The sequence below is a fragment of the Nitratireductor sp. genome (assembly GCF_017794765.1).
Taxonomy (GTDB): domain Bacteria; phylum Pseudomonadota; class Alphaproteobacteria; order Rhizobiales; family Rhizobiaceae; genus Nitratireductor.
The window spans coordinates 2,076,369-2,095,463 of the sequence record NZ_CP051236.1 but is presented as its reverse complement, the minus strand read 5'-3'; the positions used below and the strand labels follow the sequence as shown (position 1 = coordinate 2,095,463).

Sequence of the window (19,095 nt, the reverse complement as noted above, 5' to 3'; positions counted from 1 at the left end):
AGTGATTATGTCTTCTCCCACGATCAATTTCCGTAGCATTCGCCCGCATCATGGGAGCCAGCATAGCGGTTTTGAGGAAATGGTCTGCCAGCTTGCAGTCCTGGAAACCGCTCAAGATGTTCGATTTCACCGCAAGGGTGCAGGCGCCGATGCCGGGCTCGAATGCTACCGAGTGGAAGCTGATGGAAGAGAGACTGGTTGGCAGGCAAAGTACTTTTTCGAGTTTGGGAGCAAGGAAGCTGCGCAGCTGACGAAATCCTTCAAGCAAGCGATTGCGCGTCACCCTCAGCTTTCGCGTTTCATCGTCAGTCTGCCATTCAATCTCTCAGACGGACGGGTTGGGAACCGAATCTCCGAAAAGGATCGCTGGAATCGCTGGCTGCAAGCCCGCACCAAAGCGGTCGCTCCACGTAAGGTGGCAATTGAACTATGGGACGAAACGCAGCTCATAGAACGACTTTCCCGGAACGAGCCAAGATACGCTGGACGGCGGCACTACTGGTTCGACCTTCTGCATTTCACGCCGGACTGGTTTCAAACGCGTTTTGCAATTACCCGCCATGCGCTCGGCACGCGTTACACGCCCGAACTCAACATAGAGCTCCCAATCCGCCGAGGGTTACTCGCGATCGCTCGCGACCCGAGCTTTGTTGAGGGCTTGACCCGACGCGCCGACGATATCGATGAGGCCCGGCATCGCGCGACCGCCAGTATCGCGAGATTGCTTTCTGGAGGGTCGGCAGCTGCGCCCGCCGCAGGCCTTGATGCAGAACTTCAGACTATCATCGGATTGATCCGAACAGCATCGATTGGCCCGGCCGACCCAGTACCCTTCGATGCTTGGATAGAAGCTCTAGATGTTGCGAGCGAGACCTTACGAACCTGCTCCGCGGCAATCTGGGATCTGCGCGCCCAGCAAGGCGGGGATCGCGAAGAGGTGCGCCACGCCCAGTTCTATGTCGATCAGCTTTACGAGGCGATCGGGAAAGTAACAGACGAAATCAAGCGGCCAATCAGCCGGCTGGCGAACGAGCATCGACTGCTTGTCACGGGCGAAGCCGGGACTGGCAAGTCTCATCTGCTCGCCGATGTGGCGAACCATCACATCGGCCAAGGTTTCCCTGCGGTCTTGGTCCTGGGTGGCAGCTTTGTCGATGGCGAGCCTTGGCGACAGGTCGCCGATCAGCTCGGCCTGACCAATACGACGCCTGATGAGCTGCTCGGCACGCTGGATGCCGCTGGCGAAGCAGCGGGCACGCGTGCGCTCGTCATGATTGATGCAATCAATGAACGCGGAGGGGTTGCTTTATGGGCCAATCGTCTTGCAGCGTTTCTCGCCACGGCGGACCGCTTCTCGCATGTGGCGGTAATCCTCTCTTGCCGCACGACCTTCCTGCCTTACATCGTTCGCGAGATCGACGAAAAGGCGCTGCCTCGCATCGCCCATCCCGGCTTCGCCGGCCAGGCCGCGCAGGCCGCCCAGCGTTATCTCGATGCCCGCGGCATTGTGCGCATGGCAGCGCCCAACTTCTCCCCCGAATTCGAAAACCCCCTGTTCCTGCGCACCTGCTGCGACGCGCTTGAGCGCCGCGGCGAGCAGGAACTGCCACGAGGGCTCGCCGGTGTATCGGGCGTGTTCGACTTCTATTTTGGAGCCGTCGCGGAGGCGATCACGGCGCGTATGGGCCTGTTCCCGCGTCTTCGTATCGTCGAGACGGCCCTTGAGCGGCTCACCGAAGCAATGGTGGAGGCGCGCAGCGGCTACCTGCCGATGGCCGAGGCCCACGCGCTACTCGAAGAGCTGCACTCTTCACAGAACCAAACCGAGCAGAGCCTCTTCTTCCAGCTGGAGAATGAGGGAGTCCTGACCGTCGAACCAGTCATCGACGGATCGAAGATGGTGGAGCTGGTCCGCTTCACCTTCGAGCGCTTGAGCGACCACCGCATCGCTCAAGCGCTGCTCGAAACAGCAATCACAGGTTGCGATCCGGCGCCTGCCTTTGCACCGGACGGAGCGCTTCGCGAATACGTCGACGGAACGAACGCGTATCGCTTTGCCGGCATTGCCGAAGCCTTCGCCGTACAGTTACCCGAACGCTTCGGCACCGAACTTCTCGATCTGATCGAGGACGATATGGCGATCTACGACCTACTACCTAGCTTCCAAACCAGCCTGCTGTGGCGACGGCAGGACGCTTTTCAAGAACGCACGCTAGAACTGCTAAATGAACACGCCGACTATCTGGACGGCGATCCCTGGCTCGAAACTCTGATCGCGATTGCAACCGAACCCGGCAATGCCTTTAATGCGGACTATCTCGACCATTGGTTGCGCCCGCTGTCGATGCCGGAGCGGGACGAACTATGGTCAGTGCGTGCGACCTACCTCGCGGCCAATGATGGCAATGCGATTGATACGCTGATCCAATGGGTGCTGGCCAATGGCCTCAATCCCATCGAGCCCGAGCGTGCCAGGCTGGCCGCGATCACGCTAGCTTGGCTCACCAGCCTTAGTCATCGCATCGTCCGCGACATGGCTACCAAGGCGCTAGCGGCACTGCTGGTAAATCGGCGTGAACTAGGCGCCTATCTCATCGACGGATTTGCCAACCTCGACGATGCATATGTCGTCGATCGTGTTTTGGCAGCCGTCTATGGCGGCGCGACGCGTAGCGGCAGCGACGAAGGGCTCGGAACGTTGGCCGAAGCCGCCTATTCGGCAGTGTTCGCGAATGATCCCGTTCCAGCTCATGCTCTGATCCGCGACCATGCACGGGGTATCATCGAACTGGCTGCATACCGCGGCGTCCTACCGGCAAGCGTATCGCTCGATCGTGCGAGGCCACCTTATCCGGCCGGGCCACGGTTGGAAACGGTCAGCGACGAAGTGCTAGCTGGCTTCGTTCAGGATTATTCGGGATCATTCCTGCGCGATGATATCATGAGTTCGGCGTTCGAAGACGGGGACTTTGCGCGCTATGAGATCGATTCACTCGCGCATCGTTTCCTCAAACTGCCGCGCGATGAGGTCGGGCGTTCGGACGAGGCTCGCTACAACGAGTGGCACGCCCGGACGATAGCGGGGCGTCGCGGCCGCGGGGAGGCGCTGGAGCGCCTGATAGATGTTTCCGGGCGGTTGAGCGCCATGCCATCCGATTTCAACCGATGGCTCGACGATATCGAGGATGTTCCGGACGGCGGCAATGGAGGGCCAACACGAAAGGAGGTCCAAGCCGAACGCGATGCAGCAGCGGCTGATTTCCGGTTACTGCTCAGCGACGCGGAATACGAGGATTATGAGATCTATGCTGAGGGTTGGGTCGAAAAGGGGATGTGGGATGCTGAGGCATCGCTCCGGCATCCGAAATTCAGTGGCCAGACGGCGCGGCGATGGGTCGCTTGGCGCGCGCACGACCTCGGATGGACGCCCGAACGCTTTGCCCGCTTTGAACGCCATATGCCGAGCCAAGGTCGGATGGAACACAGCATCGAACGGATCGGGAAGAAGTATCAGTGGATTGCCTATCATGAGCTGACGGGCCGGCTCGCTGATCTTGTCGCGGTCAATGGCGGTTTCCGCGATCAGCCCCAGCCTTATCGCGGTCCTTGGCAGGTTGATACGCGTGAGATGGATCCCACAATTTTGATCACGCGCACAAAGGAGCGGGAAAGCAGCCGACAACCCGCGACTTGGTGGTCACCGCATGCGCCGCGCTGGCGTGAGGAACCGCCCCAAGCTCGGATTGCCTGGATGCGCGACGAGAGCCGCGACGTACCCGACGTTCTCAAGCAGTTGGACGTGACCGATCCCGATGGCCGTCGTTGGCTGGTCCTCGATATAGGTGCAACCCGCAATCAATCGGTGATCGACAACGGCGAATCCGTGTTCCTGCGCATGACTTGGCACAAGGTCCATTCGCTTCTTGTCGCGCGAGGGGATGCGGATCGCCTCGTTAGGCTGCTGACCAGCTCGGAGCGCGAGCGCGACCACCCACCCGAGATTGATTTGCCGTGGCGCGCCTATCTCGGCGAGTACCCTTGGCACCCGTCCTATGATCATTTGCATGGTGATTGGGAATTGGGCACGTCGAAGATCGAGGTCTTCGGCACGATCGCCAACCGTTATGTGGAGCGATCCGGGCACAATTATTCGATCGAGGGCTCGTTCAACCTCTCGATTCCAGGCCCCCGGCTGGTCCGAGGTCTTGAACTCCGACTTGCAGAAGGTCGCTCGCTCGCCTTTTGCGATGCGCAGGGCACTATCCAGTTTAAGGATCCGTCCGCCGAAGCGGCTGGCCATAGTGCGGCCCTCATCGACCGGGCTGCTTTGACCGCGCTTCTAGAACGAGATGGCCTGGAATTGATCTGGATATTCCTCGGTGAGAAAAGTGCGCACGGCGGTCGTCCGCATAGAAGCGGATGGGGTGGTCAGCTCGACTACTGGGGCATTTACCGGTTCGATGGCAGCTCGATTAACGGTCAGCTCCAGTTTGAACGGAAGGACGCCGATAATCGGCAGCTCGCCGAATTCCTCTCTCATCGCTGACATACTGTCGGGTAGATCACTGGCTCATCTCTCATGCTCTTTGTTCTTTGGCTGGTCTATCCGGTACAATGCAAACGGGTATCTAAGTTGCTAAGTGTCAAGACAGTAAATATCTTAGAAGAGATGAGATGAGCTCGTTCGACCAATTACCCAAACGTGATCGTAACCACGCACTGGAAGACGAGGCTGAAGCTGCGTTCCAAGCCTTAATCTCGCGGAGCGACGACTTCATTTTTCAAGGTTCTGATCGGAAGGATTATGGCATCGACTGCCAAATCGAGGTGGCCTTGGATGGGCGGGCCACCAATGTGCGGGTGTATGTCCAATTAAAGGGAACAGCGCGCGCCCTCAATACCGACGGTTCACTCAGCATCGTGGTCGACAGGACCAATCTGAATTATCTGATTGCACAGCCATACAGCTTCTATGTCGGATATCATGCACCGACGAAATCGCTTCGCGTCAGCTTCGTTGATGAGATCCTGCGCCGATACGAGCACAGCGGAAAGGATTGGGGCGATCAGCAGAGCCTAACGATCTCATTTACCGAAGAGCTCACGGTGGAGCGCCTAAGCCGATTAGCAAGTCTTGCGCTTTCTGGGGCGCGAATCGCACGAGATCGCAGGATCGCTCACACTACCGCGGCAATTGAGGCAATACCTGACGTGGTGCGAGACGCGAATCCGGAGCTCCACGTACCAGAGGACCCCGACCTCGCGCAGCAACTTGCTGAACGGTTATATGAAAGCGGCGCGGATCGTGTCCTCAGCGCTGCTTTCGAGCAGTTTCTCTCGGTGCTCGGCGCGGATCACGACGCCATGGGCTTTTGTTACATGGCCGAGATAAACTTAGGAATGGGATATCAGTCCCCTGACGTGGAGCGGATCGAGGCGGCAGTGACGCATTTCCGATCGAGGCTTCATACAGGCCGCTTTCAAATCGGAAGCTTACATTACACAATCGGTAACGCGCTCTCGGTGCTTGGCAACGAGCAAGAAGCAAAGACATCATACATCGCAGCGCTTGAAGATACCGATTTCAGTAGTTCATCGGAGATGGCCGCGCAGTGTTACAAGAACCTCGGCACGAGCTTTGAGCGGCTCGGCGAGGAGGATATCGCCGCCGAACACTATTTCGAAGCATTGCGATTGAATTCGAACCTGCCAGAGGCACATAACGCACTTGCCCACTATCATCATCGTAATGGCCGATATGAGGAGGCGCTGGAACATTTCGACCGCGTTGTCTTCACGGATCGGCAACTGGGTCGACCATCGGCAATTTCGGGTTGGCGCATAAACATTCTCTTTAATCTCGGTGATGCCCGCGCCGCCTTCCGCGAAATCAATGGCCTGCTGAGCAATGCGGATTCTGAACCATGGATATGGCCTTGGTGCGCTCGGCAGATCGCGGCTTTTGGGCGTACCTCCGTCGAGAGCGCACAACTCGCTCTGATCTTCTGGGACCGCTGCATAGCGACGCATCCCAAGTTGGGGCGTGCTCGCGCCGAACGACTGCTCACCAGCTTCTATCTGCGCTCGGAAGGTGAGGATATCGGGGAGTATTCTGAGTTTCGATCGATGTTCGGCCAGCATATCGCGCTTGTGGATGCCGAAGATGCCGCGCTACCTTGGGATCGCCTCGGCCACTGGGCACAGGACGAAGGAAATTGGGAGGAAGCCGAGCTCTGTTACCGCAAGGCGTACGAACTGGTGGGAGGCCACTATGGTTATTGCCTAGGCACCGCGCTCAATTTCCTCGGCCGTTTTGAAGAGAGTCGTCCAATCCTCCTCGAGCAGGCGGAGCACCTTCAACCGGATGCTATGAGCTGGTTCCAGTTGGGCGTGGCAAACGGTAATACTGGACGTTCTTCCGAGGCGATCGCAGCTTATGAAAAGGCGATAGAACTCGACCCCGAGTACGACATCGCGATGTTCAACCTAGGAGGCGTTCATTGGAACGATGGAAACATCATTGCAGCCAAGCAGGTTTGGCGTCGGGCGATTGAGAGGTTTCCAAATCACGAACTCGCGGAAGAAATCCGCGCGAGGATTCCGTCTCTCTTCTAGCGCCAATCATGGCTTCCCATTCCTCCAGACTGTGCGCGCGCTGAGGAGTTCGGTTGAGGAGAGCTCTGCCGGTGCGGAAGTGAAGAACGAAAGGTGGTTGCGAGCCAGTTCTAGACCGACGTTGTTGGCCTCGCCTCAATCAACATATCGTCAATCGCGTTCCTACGTGTCTGTCGGTCAAGCGTGTATGTGTTTCGCCTGAACTCGACTCCTTCAAGAAGGGCCTTCACGTAGCCCGACACAGTGTCGGCGGCCATGATCAAGGTCGAGTCCAGCGTATGGACGTACTTGCTCGTAACCGAGCCTTTGGCGTGCCCGATGAGCGCGGCGATGGTGATCTCGGTGAAGCCGAGGTCGTTGGCCATGCTGGCAAAGCTGTGCCGCAGGACGTGGGGCGTCACGTCCCAAAGCGGAGTGTCCGAGAAGAGCTTCTTCCAGCTCTGTGGGAAGTTTCCGACGGCGTTGTCCTCGCCCTGGCCGGGAAAGACATACGTCCCATCCCTTCTAAGGCGGGCGGCTTCGAGATAATCGATCACCGGAAGACCGACGGGGCGGACAGAAGCGCCTTCCTTGCTGTCCTTCAATCGAAGGCAGCTGCCCTCGATATCGACTTCACTCCACCGCAGGCTGATAATCTCGCCACGCCTGCAGCCGGTCAGGGCGATGAGGCGGAGGATCTCTGCGTGGATGCCATAGTGACTGTCATTCTGGACGTTCTTTAGAATGCCACCCAGTGTCCGATACTCGGCTTCGCTCAGACGCCTGTCACGCACCTTGTATCTTGGTTTCTTGAGGCCGTGCGTCGGGTTCTGATCGATGATCCCTGCCTCGATCGCGTAGGTGAAGATGCCGCCAAGGAGGCCCATGGTACGGATAGCGGTGCCGCGGCCGCCGCGTACGATCGCTTTGCCGCGCAGCTTCTCCGTCTTCATCACGACGCGCGTCTTCCCGGCGATGATGTCCTTCATGAGGTTGTTCATGTCCGGCTTGGTGATGTCCTTGATCCTTCGTGTACCGAGCAAAGGGATGATGTGCCGACGGATGCGCCCGACGTCGGTCGCGACCGTGGTGGCCTTCTTTGGGCGACCGCCTTTTCCGAGCACAAGGCCCGCCTCCATATCGGCGATGTATTGCTCGCACAGTTCCCGAACGGTGACCGCGCGACGCTCTTCCTCCCGCTCGGCTGCGGGATCATCGCCCTGCGCGACGTCACCCAATCGGATTTTCGCCTCGCGGCGGGCGGTTTCCGGGGTCCACACTCCGTGCAACCCGATCGCATAGCGGCGTGACCGTCCCCGAGCGCGATACTGAATGACGTAGCTTCGCTTGCCTGACGGAAAGACCCGAAGCCCAAAGCCGGGCAGTTCATCGTCCCAGATGATGTAGTCCTTGGTCTGCGCTTCGGCGCCGTCTACGGTTCGTTTCGTGATCTTCGCCATCGTCTCGGTCCCTGTCGGACCCGGATTTCGCGTAAGCACCACGTAAGCACTTGGGAGCAAATTCCGGGGTTGTCGCGGGATAGAGTTTTCGGAGCGTCGATTCAGAAAGTCTATGTGAAACAGTGATTTATCGTGCTCCAGCGTGCTCTGTCGCGCAATTCGGAAAGGCCATTAAGCCAGCTCCGAAGGCAGAGGTCACAGGTTCGAATCCTGTCGGGTGCGCCATATACTCGGGCTAAATGCCTGATTTTATTGCGCTAAATAAAATGAATGCGCCATGTTCATAATATTATTCATAACGTGGATGAATTGGCTTTAACGCGATGCCCTGTGCAACAGCGGCAGTATGCCAGCATCCCACTAACTAAAACGTATCGTCCGCAGCTCTCCAGAGTTTTAGTTTCTACAACTCTGAGGTAAGCATCCATTGCGGTTATTCGGGGAGGATGCATTGCCTTTGAAAAAGGAAGCCACGGCCAGGATCAAAATCAATCGCCTGCTCGAAGCCGCCGGCTGGCGCTTTTTCGATGATGAGAACGGCCCCGCGAATGTGGTTCTGGAACCTAATGTTAAGCTGAAGCCTGAGCATATTGAAAATCTCGGCGCTGACTTCGAAAAAAGTGCGAAGGGTTTCATCGATTTCCTATTGCTAGACAAGGACGGCAAGCCGCTCATCGTCCTGGAAGCGAAATCCGAAGATAAAGATCCTCGAATAGGCAAGGAGCAAGCGCGCAAGTATGCCCGCTCCCAGAATGCCCGCTTCGTAATCCTGAGTAACGGGAATATTCATTACCTATGGGACCTTGAACAGGGGAATCCAACAGTCATCCCTGACTTCCCTGGCCCTGACGAAATCAAGAACCATTACGCCTTCGAGCCAAATGCCGAACGGCTTTTTGCGGAAAAGGTGGAACACGATTTCATCGCTCTAACTCAGATGCCCGGCTATGCGAACGAAGCGGCGTGGAAGAACAAGGCAGAGCGTGAGACGTTTATCGAGAAGCAAAAGCTGCGCTTCCTTCGTCCCTACCAAATACGGGCGATCCGCGAGATCCAAAAGAATGCCAAGAAGGGAGCGACGCGGTTTCTGTTTGAGATGGCGACCGGCACCGGAAAGACACTGACGTCGGCTGCGGTCATCAAGCTTTTCCTGAAAACGCACAACGCAAAGCGCGTTCTGTTCCTCGTCGATAGGCTGGAACTGGAAACCCAAGCGGATAAAGCCTTCAAGGCCTATCTGAAAAACGATTTCACCTCGATCATCTATAAGGAACAACGCGACGATTGGCGGAAGGCAGATATCGTTGTCACTACGGTTCAAAGTCTCCTGTTCAACGACAAATACCGCCGACTATTTTCGCCTACAGATTTCGATTTCGTCATTTCAGACGAAGCGCATCGATCGATTGGAGGAAACGCTCGCGCCGTATTCGAGTACTTCATCGGCTACAAGCTCGGCCTGACAGCAACTCCGAAGGACTATCTGAAACAGTCGAGGAAGGACAAGCCGACCGAACGAGATCCGCGAGAAGCCGAGCGCCGGATGATGCTCGACACCTATCGCACATTTGGCTGCGAGTCCGGCGACCCCACCTTCCGGTACTCTCTTCTGGATGGTGTGCGGGAAGGTTTCCTCATCAATCCCTACGTCATCGACGCACGCACCAGTGTCACTACAAAGCTTTTGTCCGATGAAGGCTTCACCATTGATCTCACGGCTGAAGATGGCACCGAAATCAAGGAAGCCTTTAGTGGTCGCGATTTCGAGAAGCGCTTTTTCGCTGAAGCAACCAATCGGGCATTTTGTCGAGCGCTTTTGGAAAGTGGGATGCGGGACCCAATATCCGGCGAGTTCGGCAAGACGATCGCCTTTGCTGTCAGCCAGAACCACGCCCTCAGAATCACGGAGATCCTCAACGATCTGGCTGATCAGTTGTGGCCGGGGCGTTACCAGTCTGATTTTGCGATGCAGGTGACCAGCGATGTGCAGGCCTCGCAGAAAATGACAATCAACTTTGCGAATAATAATCTTGGCGGTCACAGTGATTTCGTTGAAAATTACCGTACCAGTAAGGCCCGGGTTTGCGTCACCGTCGGCATGATGACAACCGGCTACGACTGCCCCGACATACTGAACCTTGCTCTCATGCGGCCAATCTTCTCTCCATCGGATTTTGTCCAAATGAAGGGACGTGGAACACGCAAACACGATTTTGCGGAAGAGCTGTTTGATCCTGCCAAAAAGGCCGCGCTTCCGGATGTCCAGAAAGCTTCCTTCCGGCTATTCGACTTCTTCGCCAATTGCGAGTTCTTCGAAGAAAAGTTCGACTATGATCAGGCATTGGCTTTGCCAAAGCCTTCCGCCATGCCGCTCTCAAATACTAGTGATCATAGCTCGACGGTCACCTCACAGCCTGCCAGCTACGAATTTATGGAGCCCGATCAGGTTGTTTACCAGGTTGAGGAGCAGATCGGCTTGGAGGGCATGCGAATCGACCGTGAGCTCTTCCAGAAATTCGAGGAAACGGCGCGCTCTGATCAGAAACTCGCTGAATTGGTTGAGCAGCGTGATTGGGATGCCGCCACACGCCACGTCGTCGAGGAACTCTTCGACAAGCCAAGCGAATATTTCACCCTGGAGAAGCTGCGCCGCGCCTCCGGTGTCGATCGCCGTATCTCAGTGCGGGAACTGGTGGAAAAGGCCTTCGGCTACATTCCCAAGTTCAAGAACAAAGGGGAATTGATCGATGACGAATTTCAGAAATTCCTTGTAGACCAAAAACCCGAGGAAGCCGACCGTATTCGTGAAATGCGCTACTACTTCGAGGCCTACATCCGCGACCCCAAGGTTCGGGCGCTGATCGACGCTGGCCATTTCGCAGACCTCAACGTTAACCCGTCCTTCACGACCCGCGATCTTAGGGAAGTGCCTACGCCGTGGCGCAAACGGATTCCCGAATACGTCAAGGACTACGTGTCCCTGAATCCCTTCATGTGATGAAAGCCCGAAATGCTCGATAAAGAAACCAAACGTCGCATCGATACGTGCCGTGACATTCTTGTGGGCAAGGTGCCCGATCCAAAAAGTCAGGTCGAACAGATCACCATCGCGCTGATCTATAAGTTCATGGACGACATGGACCTTGAGGCCGAGGAACTAGGCGGAGAGCGGCGTTTCTTCACCAAAGACTACGAACGGTATCGCTGGGCGAAATTGATGGCCCTCGGCGTGTCTGGGCAGGACATGCTCAATACCTATTCGGAAGCGCTGACGAATATGGTGCAGAACGAGGGGCTGCCAAAACTCTTCCGCGACATTTTCCGGAACGCCTACCTTCCCTACCGCGACCCCGAAACCCTTCGCGCCTTCCTCCGAGAGATCAACAGCTTCACCTACGACCACAGCGAGAAGCTCGGGGATGCGTTCGAGTACCTCTTGTCCGTTCTGGGCAGCCAGGGGGACGCAGGCCAGTTCCGCACACCCCGCCACATCATCGATTTCATGGTGGAAATCATCAATCCGCAGAAGAACGAGGTCATTCTGGACCCGGCCTGCGGAACAGCAGGTTTTCTGATTTCGGCCTACAAGCATATCCTGAAGCAGAACTCGACCGATGTGGTGAACGGCAATGGCGCCAGCACTGAGGGTGACGCCGCCGAGCAGGCGTTGGAAAGTCCGATGCGCTATCCTGGCGATCTATTGCAGCCCGATGACCGCGCCCGCCTTGCCCAAAACATCCTAGGCTATGACATCTCGCCCGATATGGTGCGCCTGTCGCTTGTAAACCTCTACCTGCATGGCTTCGCTGACCCGAAGGTCGAGGAATACGATACGCTCACCAGCGAAGACAAATGGACCGAGACGGCCGATGTCATTCTCGCCAACCCGCCCTTTATGTCTCCGAAGGGAGGGATCAAGCCACACACCCGCTTCCGCGTGCAGTCCAAGCGCAGCGAGGTTTTGTTTGTCGATTATATCGCGGAACACCTGACGCCGAACGGCCGCGCCGCCATCGTCGTGCCCGAGGGGATCATTTTCCAAAGCCAGAGCGCCTATGTGTCCCTGCGCAAGATGCTGGTGGAAGATCACCTCGCCGCCGTCATCTCGCTGCCCGCAGGCGTATTCAACCCTTATTCGGGCGTGAAGACCTCGATCCTGATTCTCGACCGCGCGGTGGCCAAGGCCAGCGGACACGTCGCTTTCTTTAAGATAAAGAATGACGGCTTCACCCTTGGCGCACAGCGCAAGGCGGTGAAAGGGTCACAACTGGCGCAGGTGAAGGCCGAGCTTGTGACGTGGGTGCATGCCGCCCGGGCGGGCAGTGGTGAAGGGCTGGAAAGCAACCTTGGCTTTGCGGTGGAGCGCAAAGAGTTGCTGGCCGAAGGGTCGATCGCATTGAGCGCCGAGCGGTATTTAACACGAGAAGTGGGGAAGTCCGGCTTCCCGATGGTTTCGCTTAGCGATACAACCCTTTTCAAGGTTGAAAGTGGAGGCACCCCCAAATCCGACGTTCCCGAGTATTGGGACGGGGGGCTTCCATGGGCGACGCTGGTCGACCTGCCCGCCTCAAATTTCATTACTGAGATTACGAGTACCGTCCGAACCATTAGTGAGGCAGGCCTGAAAGGCTCATCTGCCAAGATCCTACCAGCTAACTCTGTGCTGGTTTCGTCTCGCGCGACCATCGGGCGAATTGCAATTAACCGCGTTCCGCTGGCTACAAACCAAGGCTTCAAGAACATCGTCATTGCAGACGAAGCACGGGTGCTACCCGAGTATGTCGCTTTGGCCGTCACGAAGCTTGTGCCGACTATGCAGAGTTGGGCAACGGGCGGTACATTCGCGGAAATCTCGAAGAGCAAGTTTTGCGAGTTGGAAATCCCCCTCCCGCCGCTTGAAGTGCAGCGCGAGATTGTGGCCGAGGTGGAGGGCTATCAGCGCGTCATCGACGGCGCCCGCGCCGTTGTCGACAACTACCGCCCTCACATCCCGCTTGATCCAGAATGGCCGATGCGGCCGCTTTCAGAGGTGGCACAGGTCAACCCCAAGAAGTGCGATCTAAGAGGTGTGAATCCTTCGACGGTCGTCTCATTTGTTCCTATGTCAGCCCTCAACGAAAACGACATCCGCTTTGATCCAGTCGAGACAAAGACGCTTGGCGAAGTCATGGGCCGCTACACGTACTTTCGCGAAAACGATGTCCTGGTCGCCAAGGTCACACCTTGTTTCGAAAACGGTAAAGCAGGCATCGCGCAAGGGCTCGAGAACAACATCGGATTTGGGTCGAGCGAATTTTACGTTGTCCGTGCGAGTGATGAAACCCTGCCTGCGTGGCTATTTCACTGGTTAACAACGCCCGAGTTCCGCGCAAGAGCGTCAGCGAAGATGACCGGAACTGGCGGCCTCCAACGTGTTCCGCGCGCAGTGATAGAAGAAGAATTGATCCCACAGCCGGATTTGAGCGTGCAACAGGCTATAGTCGCCGAAATCGAAGCGGAGCAAGCCCTCGTCAACGGCAACCGCGACCTTATCGTCCGTTTCGAGAAAAAGATTGAGGACACCATTGCCCGTGTCTGGGGCGAGGCCAAGGCAGAGGCGGCCGCATGATCGAAGATGCTGCCCGGCTGGAAACGTATTTGCCGATGTCCTGGCGCACGACCAAAGAGCGCGACTATGTCCGCTTTCTCTGGGAGGCCTTCGAAACCAATAACGAGCACGGTAAATATCAATTCGCCTTTCTCGCTTACCACATGCTGGTCATGAGCTTTGTCTATTTCAACATCTGGCAGATCAGGTTGATCCGTCCTGACGCGTTTGAGACGGCCATGATCGGGTTTCACAAGGACGTTGAGAAGGACCTAATGAATGCGACCTCGCCATTCGTTTTCAGCGCAGTGAACGAGCGCTCAGCGCTGCGATTCCTGAAACTGATCCAGTGTGACAACGCCAAAATCGGCACCTATGCCAAGCTGGTGGACGAACGCAACGACACCGCCCATGCCAATGGCAACATCTTCTTCAACTCCGAAGACGAACTGGCCCGCAAGGTGCGTGATGTATTACGCACAGTTGACGAAATCCAGCGCCACAGCGCTCCGGCCATAGGAGAAGGCTACAAGGCCTTCCTGCTTGCCTCGCAAGACCCTGAGGAACGGGAGTACACTGACGACACCCAGCAGATTGAAGAGGTTCTGGTAAAAGAGCTTTACATGTCCGCCAGTGACGTCGCTTTTTGTCGTGACTATGACATCAGCGGATTGGTTGGCGAACCTGGTTTCTCCGCGATCCAGACGCTCCACCAAACGCTCGCCGACCTATACCCGTCAGACGAGGAGACTGAGGCCGCATGAGCTCGCTCTACTCCATTATTGACGGCAAGCTGAAACCGGCCACGCGCCGTGCCTTGATGAAGGAAAGTCTGATCGAGGATTGGGTTGCTGACGATCCGTCGCTACTCGGCCTCAATGCTATGGTGATCGGCCGGCAGGTGCCGACGGACCACGGCAAATTCATCGATCTTCTGGCGCTTGACGCCTCCGGGGCTCTCATCATCATTGAACTGAAGAAGGACCGCACCCCGCGCGAAATCGTGGCGCAGGTGCTTGATTATGCCTCCTGGGTTCGCAAGCTGACCACTCCTCAGATTTACGAGCGAGCTGAGCGGTATCTCCAGACGCGCCTGGTGACCGCATTTCGCGAGCAATTCGGCGAAGCCATTCCGGAACAGCTCAATGGCAGCCACTCCATGCTGATCGTGGCAAGCGAACTCGACCCGGCGTCCCGACGGATCGTAGAATATTTGTCTGAAGAGCATGGCGTTGCCATCAACACCGTCTTTTTCAACGTCTTCGAAGCCAACGGCCAGGAATGGCTGACGACGGATTTCCTGCTCGATCAGGAAGAGGTGGAAGAGCGTTCCGAGCGCAAGGTTCGCCCTCCGTGGTCAGGGTACTATTTCGTCAATGCCGGTCTCGGCGAACACCGCTCATGGACGGACATGAAGCGTTACAGCTTCGTCAGCGCCGGCGGCGGCGAATTCTACACCAAGCGCTTGGAGCAACTAACCGTCGGCGACGAGATATTCGTCTACGACAAGGGCAACGGCTATATCGGCTACGGAACGGTCACAAGCGAAGCACAGCTTGCTTCTGAGTTCATGACACCGGACGGCCCGCTCTTCGAGCAGACACTTGCTGAACCCCGAATGAAGCGTGCTGGTGAACCGGCTGACCGAGCGGAACATGTCGTTGGCGTCGATTGGTGTAAGACGGTAGAGCCGTCTCAGGCGAAATGGTTCAAGGGCGCCTTCGCCAACCAGAATATCGTCTGCAAGCTGCGTGACCAGGCGACTGTGGATTTCTTGGTTGAAGAGTTCGAGGTGGCAAAGCCGGGTGTTAAACGACGCTGACAGATTGCGGATCAATCAGCCTCATTCACCTGCAATACCCCATCGATATTCAGAATCCGAAACGAAGAAATTAAATGTATGAATTCGCTTAAATAGTGCGCTGCCACGCACCCGCGTAATGATCCCGAGGGAAAGAACCTGCTCGTGGGGGCATGGTGCCAACGAGGTATAAGCGTTCGCTTCTCACTCAGATGCTCACGGAGCAAGGGTTCAGACCTACCCTCTGTAGGTCTGCGCTCAATGCGAATCCGAAGTGTGTATTTGTCCATCGAAAAATCATGCGAATGATGCGCTGCCACGCACCCGCCCAATGATCAGGATTAATAGAACCTGGCCTCCTCAAAGTGGTATTCACACCTGCCGTTCGACGCTTGTGCTCGGATGGCGATCGTACTAGCCCAGCTGATAACGTCTGCGCATAGCTTCAGCCCTTTCCGCCTTGAGAGTGCATATAGTTACCTCTCAAGCCCCTGACGATGGGGAGCCGTCTCCGGCCGCGTACTTGGTTTCTCCCTGCTCTTCCGCAGAAGAGCCAAAGCGTTGTCCCCGCTTTGTCCGCTGATGGTTTTCTGGGCTCCATCACGGCTTGCTCTGGTCAGGTCGTCATCCCGATGACATAGCAAGCCGCCTATCACCCTCCGGGGGATGCCCGGTCTCAAGGCCGCGGGAAGGAATGGGCACACCTGAACCCGCGATTTTTCAGTTCCCCGCTTCTGGCCGGGGCGAACCGGATGATCTTCATCAAAGGCCCTGACGGACCATCGGCGGGGCAAGATCATGAGAAGACCGCCAATTAGGCACAAAACGTCGCCTCCACTGCCGGGAACCTCCGAGCAGACACAGCAGGTGCGATTTTGTGGGATTTGGAAAGAAGCGATTTCAGCGCCGGCCAGGGCGATGAACTAGAATTCACTTGATGCCGCGATCATTCCCGCTTTCTGGCATCAAGCCTGGACCCGGGAGGCAATGCGATCAGCGATCCATTGCTCCACCTCGCTTCGAACGAAGGCCACGCGCTTCTCACCAAGACAAACGGCTTGTGGGAAACGGCCTGCCTGTCGGGCCCGGTTGATTGCTGTCCTGCTCAAACTTGTGAGGCGGCAAGCATCATTCAACGAGATAAGTGCAGGTTTCTCAGTCACTCTTTCACCTCTTTGTATCGTGCGAGGTGAACATTCCAGCTTTCGCGGTCATACCGATACGAAAGATTACTTAATATTCTGAAGCGCGTTTTTTCGTACTCTGAAAGGCCCGTATGGCGGCCACTATTGTCTTGCCATCAGGGTATTCCCTGTTTCGACTGCCCCCCAAATGATCGTGCCCTAGCTTCAATGCCGGAAGGGTAGCAGCCTTGATGAAACGCTGAGCGGGGGTCTCCAACGGGTCAGATATTGGTGCAGTCGCCGGAGGCAAGTTCTTCAGATCCGTCCACACCAGAAAGGCTCCGACAAAGAGGTCATTTCGAGGCAGCTTGTGACGGTATGCCGCGTCCACTTCCTCTGCAGATTTGAACTCCAGCATTTTGATTAGCTGCCGTATTTCGCGGCGCGCGATGTATCGATTGTAGTCCACCCAATCTACGCGCCCGGAAACAGCAACCGCGGCCATCGATTTCATAGGGGGCAGGTTCGACGAAAGAAAACGGGTAAACAAATCATCAAGCGATTTTTCAGTGCGTTCGCAAAGAGGCAGTTCGCGCAACACTTCTTCAAAATTTCGGATTCTGACGGATCGATCAGCTCCACCGCCTGAGCGCGACATGTGCACTCGATCAATGTACTCTTCACATTGCTGCTCAAGCATCGTTAGCCAGTATCCATCTAGCCGCTCGCCTGCCGCGGCATTGAGTTGCTCAATCTGGCCCGATGAGTATTTGAACGGTTTCATGACGCACGATCCAGGCGCACGACTCCATCCGGTGCTCCGGTAACATATGCTGCCCATGCATCCATCAACTGCCTGCGCTTCTCAAGCGCATCACCGCGCCTGTACGCGCGTTCGACGCTATCACCGACCGCATGGGCGAGTGCGGCCTCAGCGACCTCACGCTGAAAATTCGTTGCTTTACTCACCCAGTCACGGAACGAGCTTCGGAAGCCGTGAACGGTGAAATCGCCACCGCCCCCCGATTTCAGCGCCTTGGCGAGGCTCATGTCTGAAAGCGGTCGTCCCTGCTTTGCTCCAGCGAAGACAAGGTCATCAATGGCGCGGTCGCCCATCGCCTCAAGTATTTGAAGGGCATAATTGCACAAAGGCACCCGATGCTCGCGACCAGACTTCATTCGCGAACCCGGTATCGTCCAGATTTTTGCCTTAAGATCGATCTCCCTCCAAGAGGCTCCTCGCGTCTCTCCTGATCGCGCGGCTGTCAAGATCGTAAACTCCAATGCCCGCGCTGCCACGCCGCCCACCTTGTTCAGTCTCTTCAAGAAGTCAGCGACATCACCGAAAGGCATCGCAGCGTGATGGCCGCGCACAAGCCGTTTCGGTGGCGGCAGAATCTGATCAAGGTGTCCGCGCCATTCTGCCGCATCGTGTGACACGCACGGTGCGGTCATGGAGCGGGTAGTCCGGTTCGTCGGGCGGCCGATAGGCGCGGGGTGACGGTGTATAGAGTTCGCCCGGATAGGCACCGCCCAGTCCCTGATGGGGCCTTTCATTGTTGTAAACCTCGATGAAGCGATCGAAGCGCTCCTGCTGCTGCAGGAAGTTGAAGGCGGCCGGCTTTGCGGCTTCCTTCTTGAGGGTGAGATGCATGCGCTCGTGGCGCCCGTTCTCTTGCGGATGACCGGGTTTGATGCGTTCGATTGTGATACCCAGACGCARCCACCACACAGACAGCCTGCTCAATCCGAACAGCGCATGCGGGCTGGCGAAGGGYGYGCCGTTATCGGTACGGATTGCGSCTGGCACTCCGAAATCCCTGAAAACCCGCTCGAAAACGGAGAAGGCGAAGTCCGACTTCGTCGAGGTCAAGCCTTCGCAGGCCAGCAGATAGCGCGAATGATAATCGGTGATGGYCAGGGGGTAACAATATTGCCGGTTGCCGAGCCTGAACTCTCCCTTGTAGTCGGCGCACCAAAGGCCGTTCGCCTSAACTGCGCTGCGGAGAGCAGTCCCCCGGGCCTTGTAACGGCGCCGTCTGCGGCGCGTGACCAGGCCGTGCCGGTCGAGCACCGCATGCACCGTGCTGATGGCGGGGGGCTTGATCATCGGATATTGCCGGATCAGCTTGTCGCGGATCTTTGGCGCCCCCCAGGATGAATGTTCGCGCTTCAGACCCAGGATGCAGCGCTCGATCTGGACGGGAAGCCTGTTGGCCTGGCGATAGGGTCGCCGTGAGCGGTCGTTCAACCCGTCAAGGCCACACTCCTTGTAGCGCTCGAAAATCCTGTAGCCGGTGACCCGTGATATGCCGAACTCCCGGCAAAGAGGCGCCATCTGCTCTCCTTCAAGCAGACGAGCGATGAATCTGAGACGTTCGTCCATTGGCTTACACTCTTTCCAAGGCATTCGGGTTCCCCCAAATGCGAGATGTGTAAACCATGTGTCCGGTATGAAGTGTCACCTATCTCTCGATAAGCTCATCATAGACTTGGGCTGTTTCAGCGTTCCGATAGAATGAGCGGCGT

Annotated in this window: 11 protein-coding genes; 6 read left to right on the top strand and 5 right to left on the bottom strand. The window is 56.8% G+C overall.

The annotated features are described in order from the left end of the window. The first annotated feature begins 7 nt into the window (after nucleotides 1–7). Entirely contained in the window at nucleotides 8–4,546 is a 4,539-nt protein-coding gene (locus tag HF949_RS09870) for an ATP-binding protein (RefSeq protein WP_292894511.1), read from the top strand. Nucleotides 4,547–4,674: 128 nt separating this feature from the next. Continuing rightward, nucleotides 4,675–6,615: a tetratricopeptide repeat protein gene (locus HF949_RS09865; protein ID WP_292894508.1), complete on the top strand. Its 1,941-nt coding sequence runs from the start codon at nucleotides 4,675–4,677 to the stop codon at nucleotides 6,613–6,615. Between the two features lie 110 nt (nucleotides 6,616–6,725). Here the strand turns inward: HF949_RS09865 and HF949_RS09860 are convergent, their stop codons facing one another. Next, entirely contained in the window at nucleotides 6,726–8,054 is a 1,329-nt protein-coding gene (locus HF949_RS09860; protein ID WP_292894505.1) for a tyrosine-type recombinase/integrase, read from the bottom strand. Nucleotides 8,055–8,511: 457 nt separating this feature from the next. On the opposite strand from HF949_RS09860, the gene HF949_RS09855 reads away from it, so the two are divergent. Genes HF949_RS09855 through HF949_RS09840 form a run of 4 tightly spaced genes read left to right on the top strand, consistent with a single transcriptional unit; the run spans nucleotide 8,512 to nucleotide 15,463 of the window. Then, the gene (locus HF949_RS09855; RefSeq protein WP_292894502.1) at nucleotides 8,512–11,052 is read left to right on the top strand and encodes a DEAD/DEAH box helicase family protein; all 2,541 of its coding nucleotides are present in this window, start codon (nucleotides 8,512–8,514) and stop codon (nucleotides 11,050–11,052) included. Nucleotides 11,053–11,064: 12 nt separating this feature from the next. Further along, nucleotides 11,065–13,662 (top strand): N-6 DNA methylase, encoded by a 2,598-nt coding sequence (locus tag HF949_RS09850; protein WP_292894499.1) that lies wholly within the window; start codon nucleotides 11,065–11,067, stop codon nucleotides 13,660–13,662. Then, nucleotides 13,659–14,405 (top strand): hypothetical protein, encoded by a 747-nt coding sequence (locus tag HF949_RS09845; protein ID WP_292894496.1) that lies wholly within the window; start codon nucleotides 13,659–13,661, stop codon nucleotides 14,403–14,405. Before HF949_RS09850 ends, HF949_RS09845 begins: the two co-directional genes overlap by 4 nt. After that, nucleotides 14,402–15,463, top strand: coding sequence for a hypothetical protein (locus tag HF949_RS09840; protein WP_292894493.1), 1,062 nt, complete (start codon nucleotides 14,402–14,404; stop codon nucleotides 15,461–15,463). Before HF949_RS09845 ends, HF949_RS09840 begins: the two co-directional genes overlap by 4 nt. A gap of 944 nt (nucleotides 15,464–16,407) precedes the next feature. Here HF949_RS09840 and HF949_RS09835 read toward each other — a convergent pair. From HF949_RS09835 to HF949_RS09820, 4 genes are all read right to left on the bottom strand, one after another. Beyond that, nucleotides 16,408–16,605, bottom strand: a complete 198-nt coding sequence (locus HF949_RS09835; RefSeq protein WP_292894490.1) for a helix-turn-helix transcriptional regulator — start codon at nucleotides 16,603–16,605, stop codon at nucleotides 16,408–16,410. Between the two features lie 70 nt (nucleotides 16,606–16,675). After that, entirely contained in the window at nucleotides 16,676–17,350 is a 675-nt protein-coding gene (locus HF949_RS09830; RefSeq protein WP_292894488.1) for a hypothetical protein, read from the bottom strand. Then, complete coding sequence (locus HF949_RS09825) at nucleotides 17,347–17,919, bottom strand: tyrosine-type recombinase/integrase (protein ID WP_292900116.1); 573 nt, start codon at nucleotides 17,917–17,919, stop codon at nucleotides 17,347–17,349. Before HF949_RS09825 ends, HF949_RS09830 begins: the two co-directional genes overlap by 4 nt. 49 nt (nucleotides 17,920–17,968) lie before the next feature. Further along, nucleotides 17,969–18,976, bottom strand: a complete 1,008-nt coding sequence (locus HF949_RS09820; RefSeq protein WP_441338360.1) for an IS481 family transposase — start codon at nucleotides 18,974–18,976, stop codon at nucleotides 17,969–17,971. Between the last annotated feature and the right edge of the window lie 119 nt (nucleotides 18,977–19,095).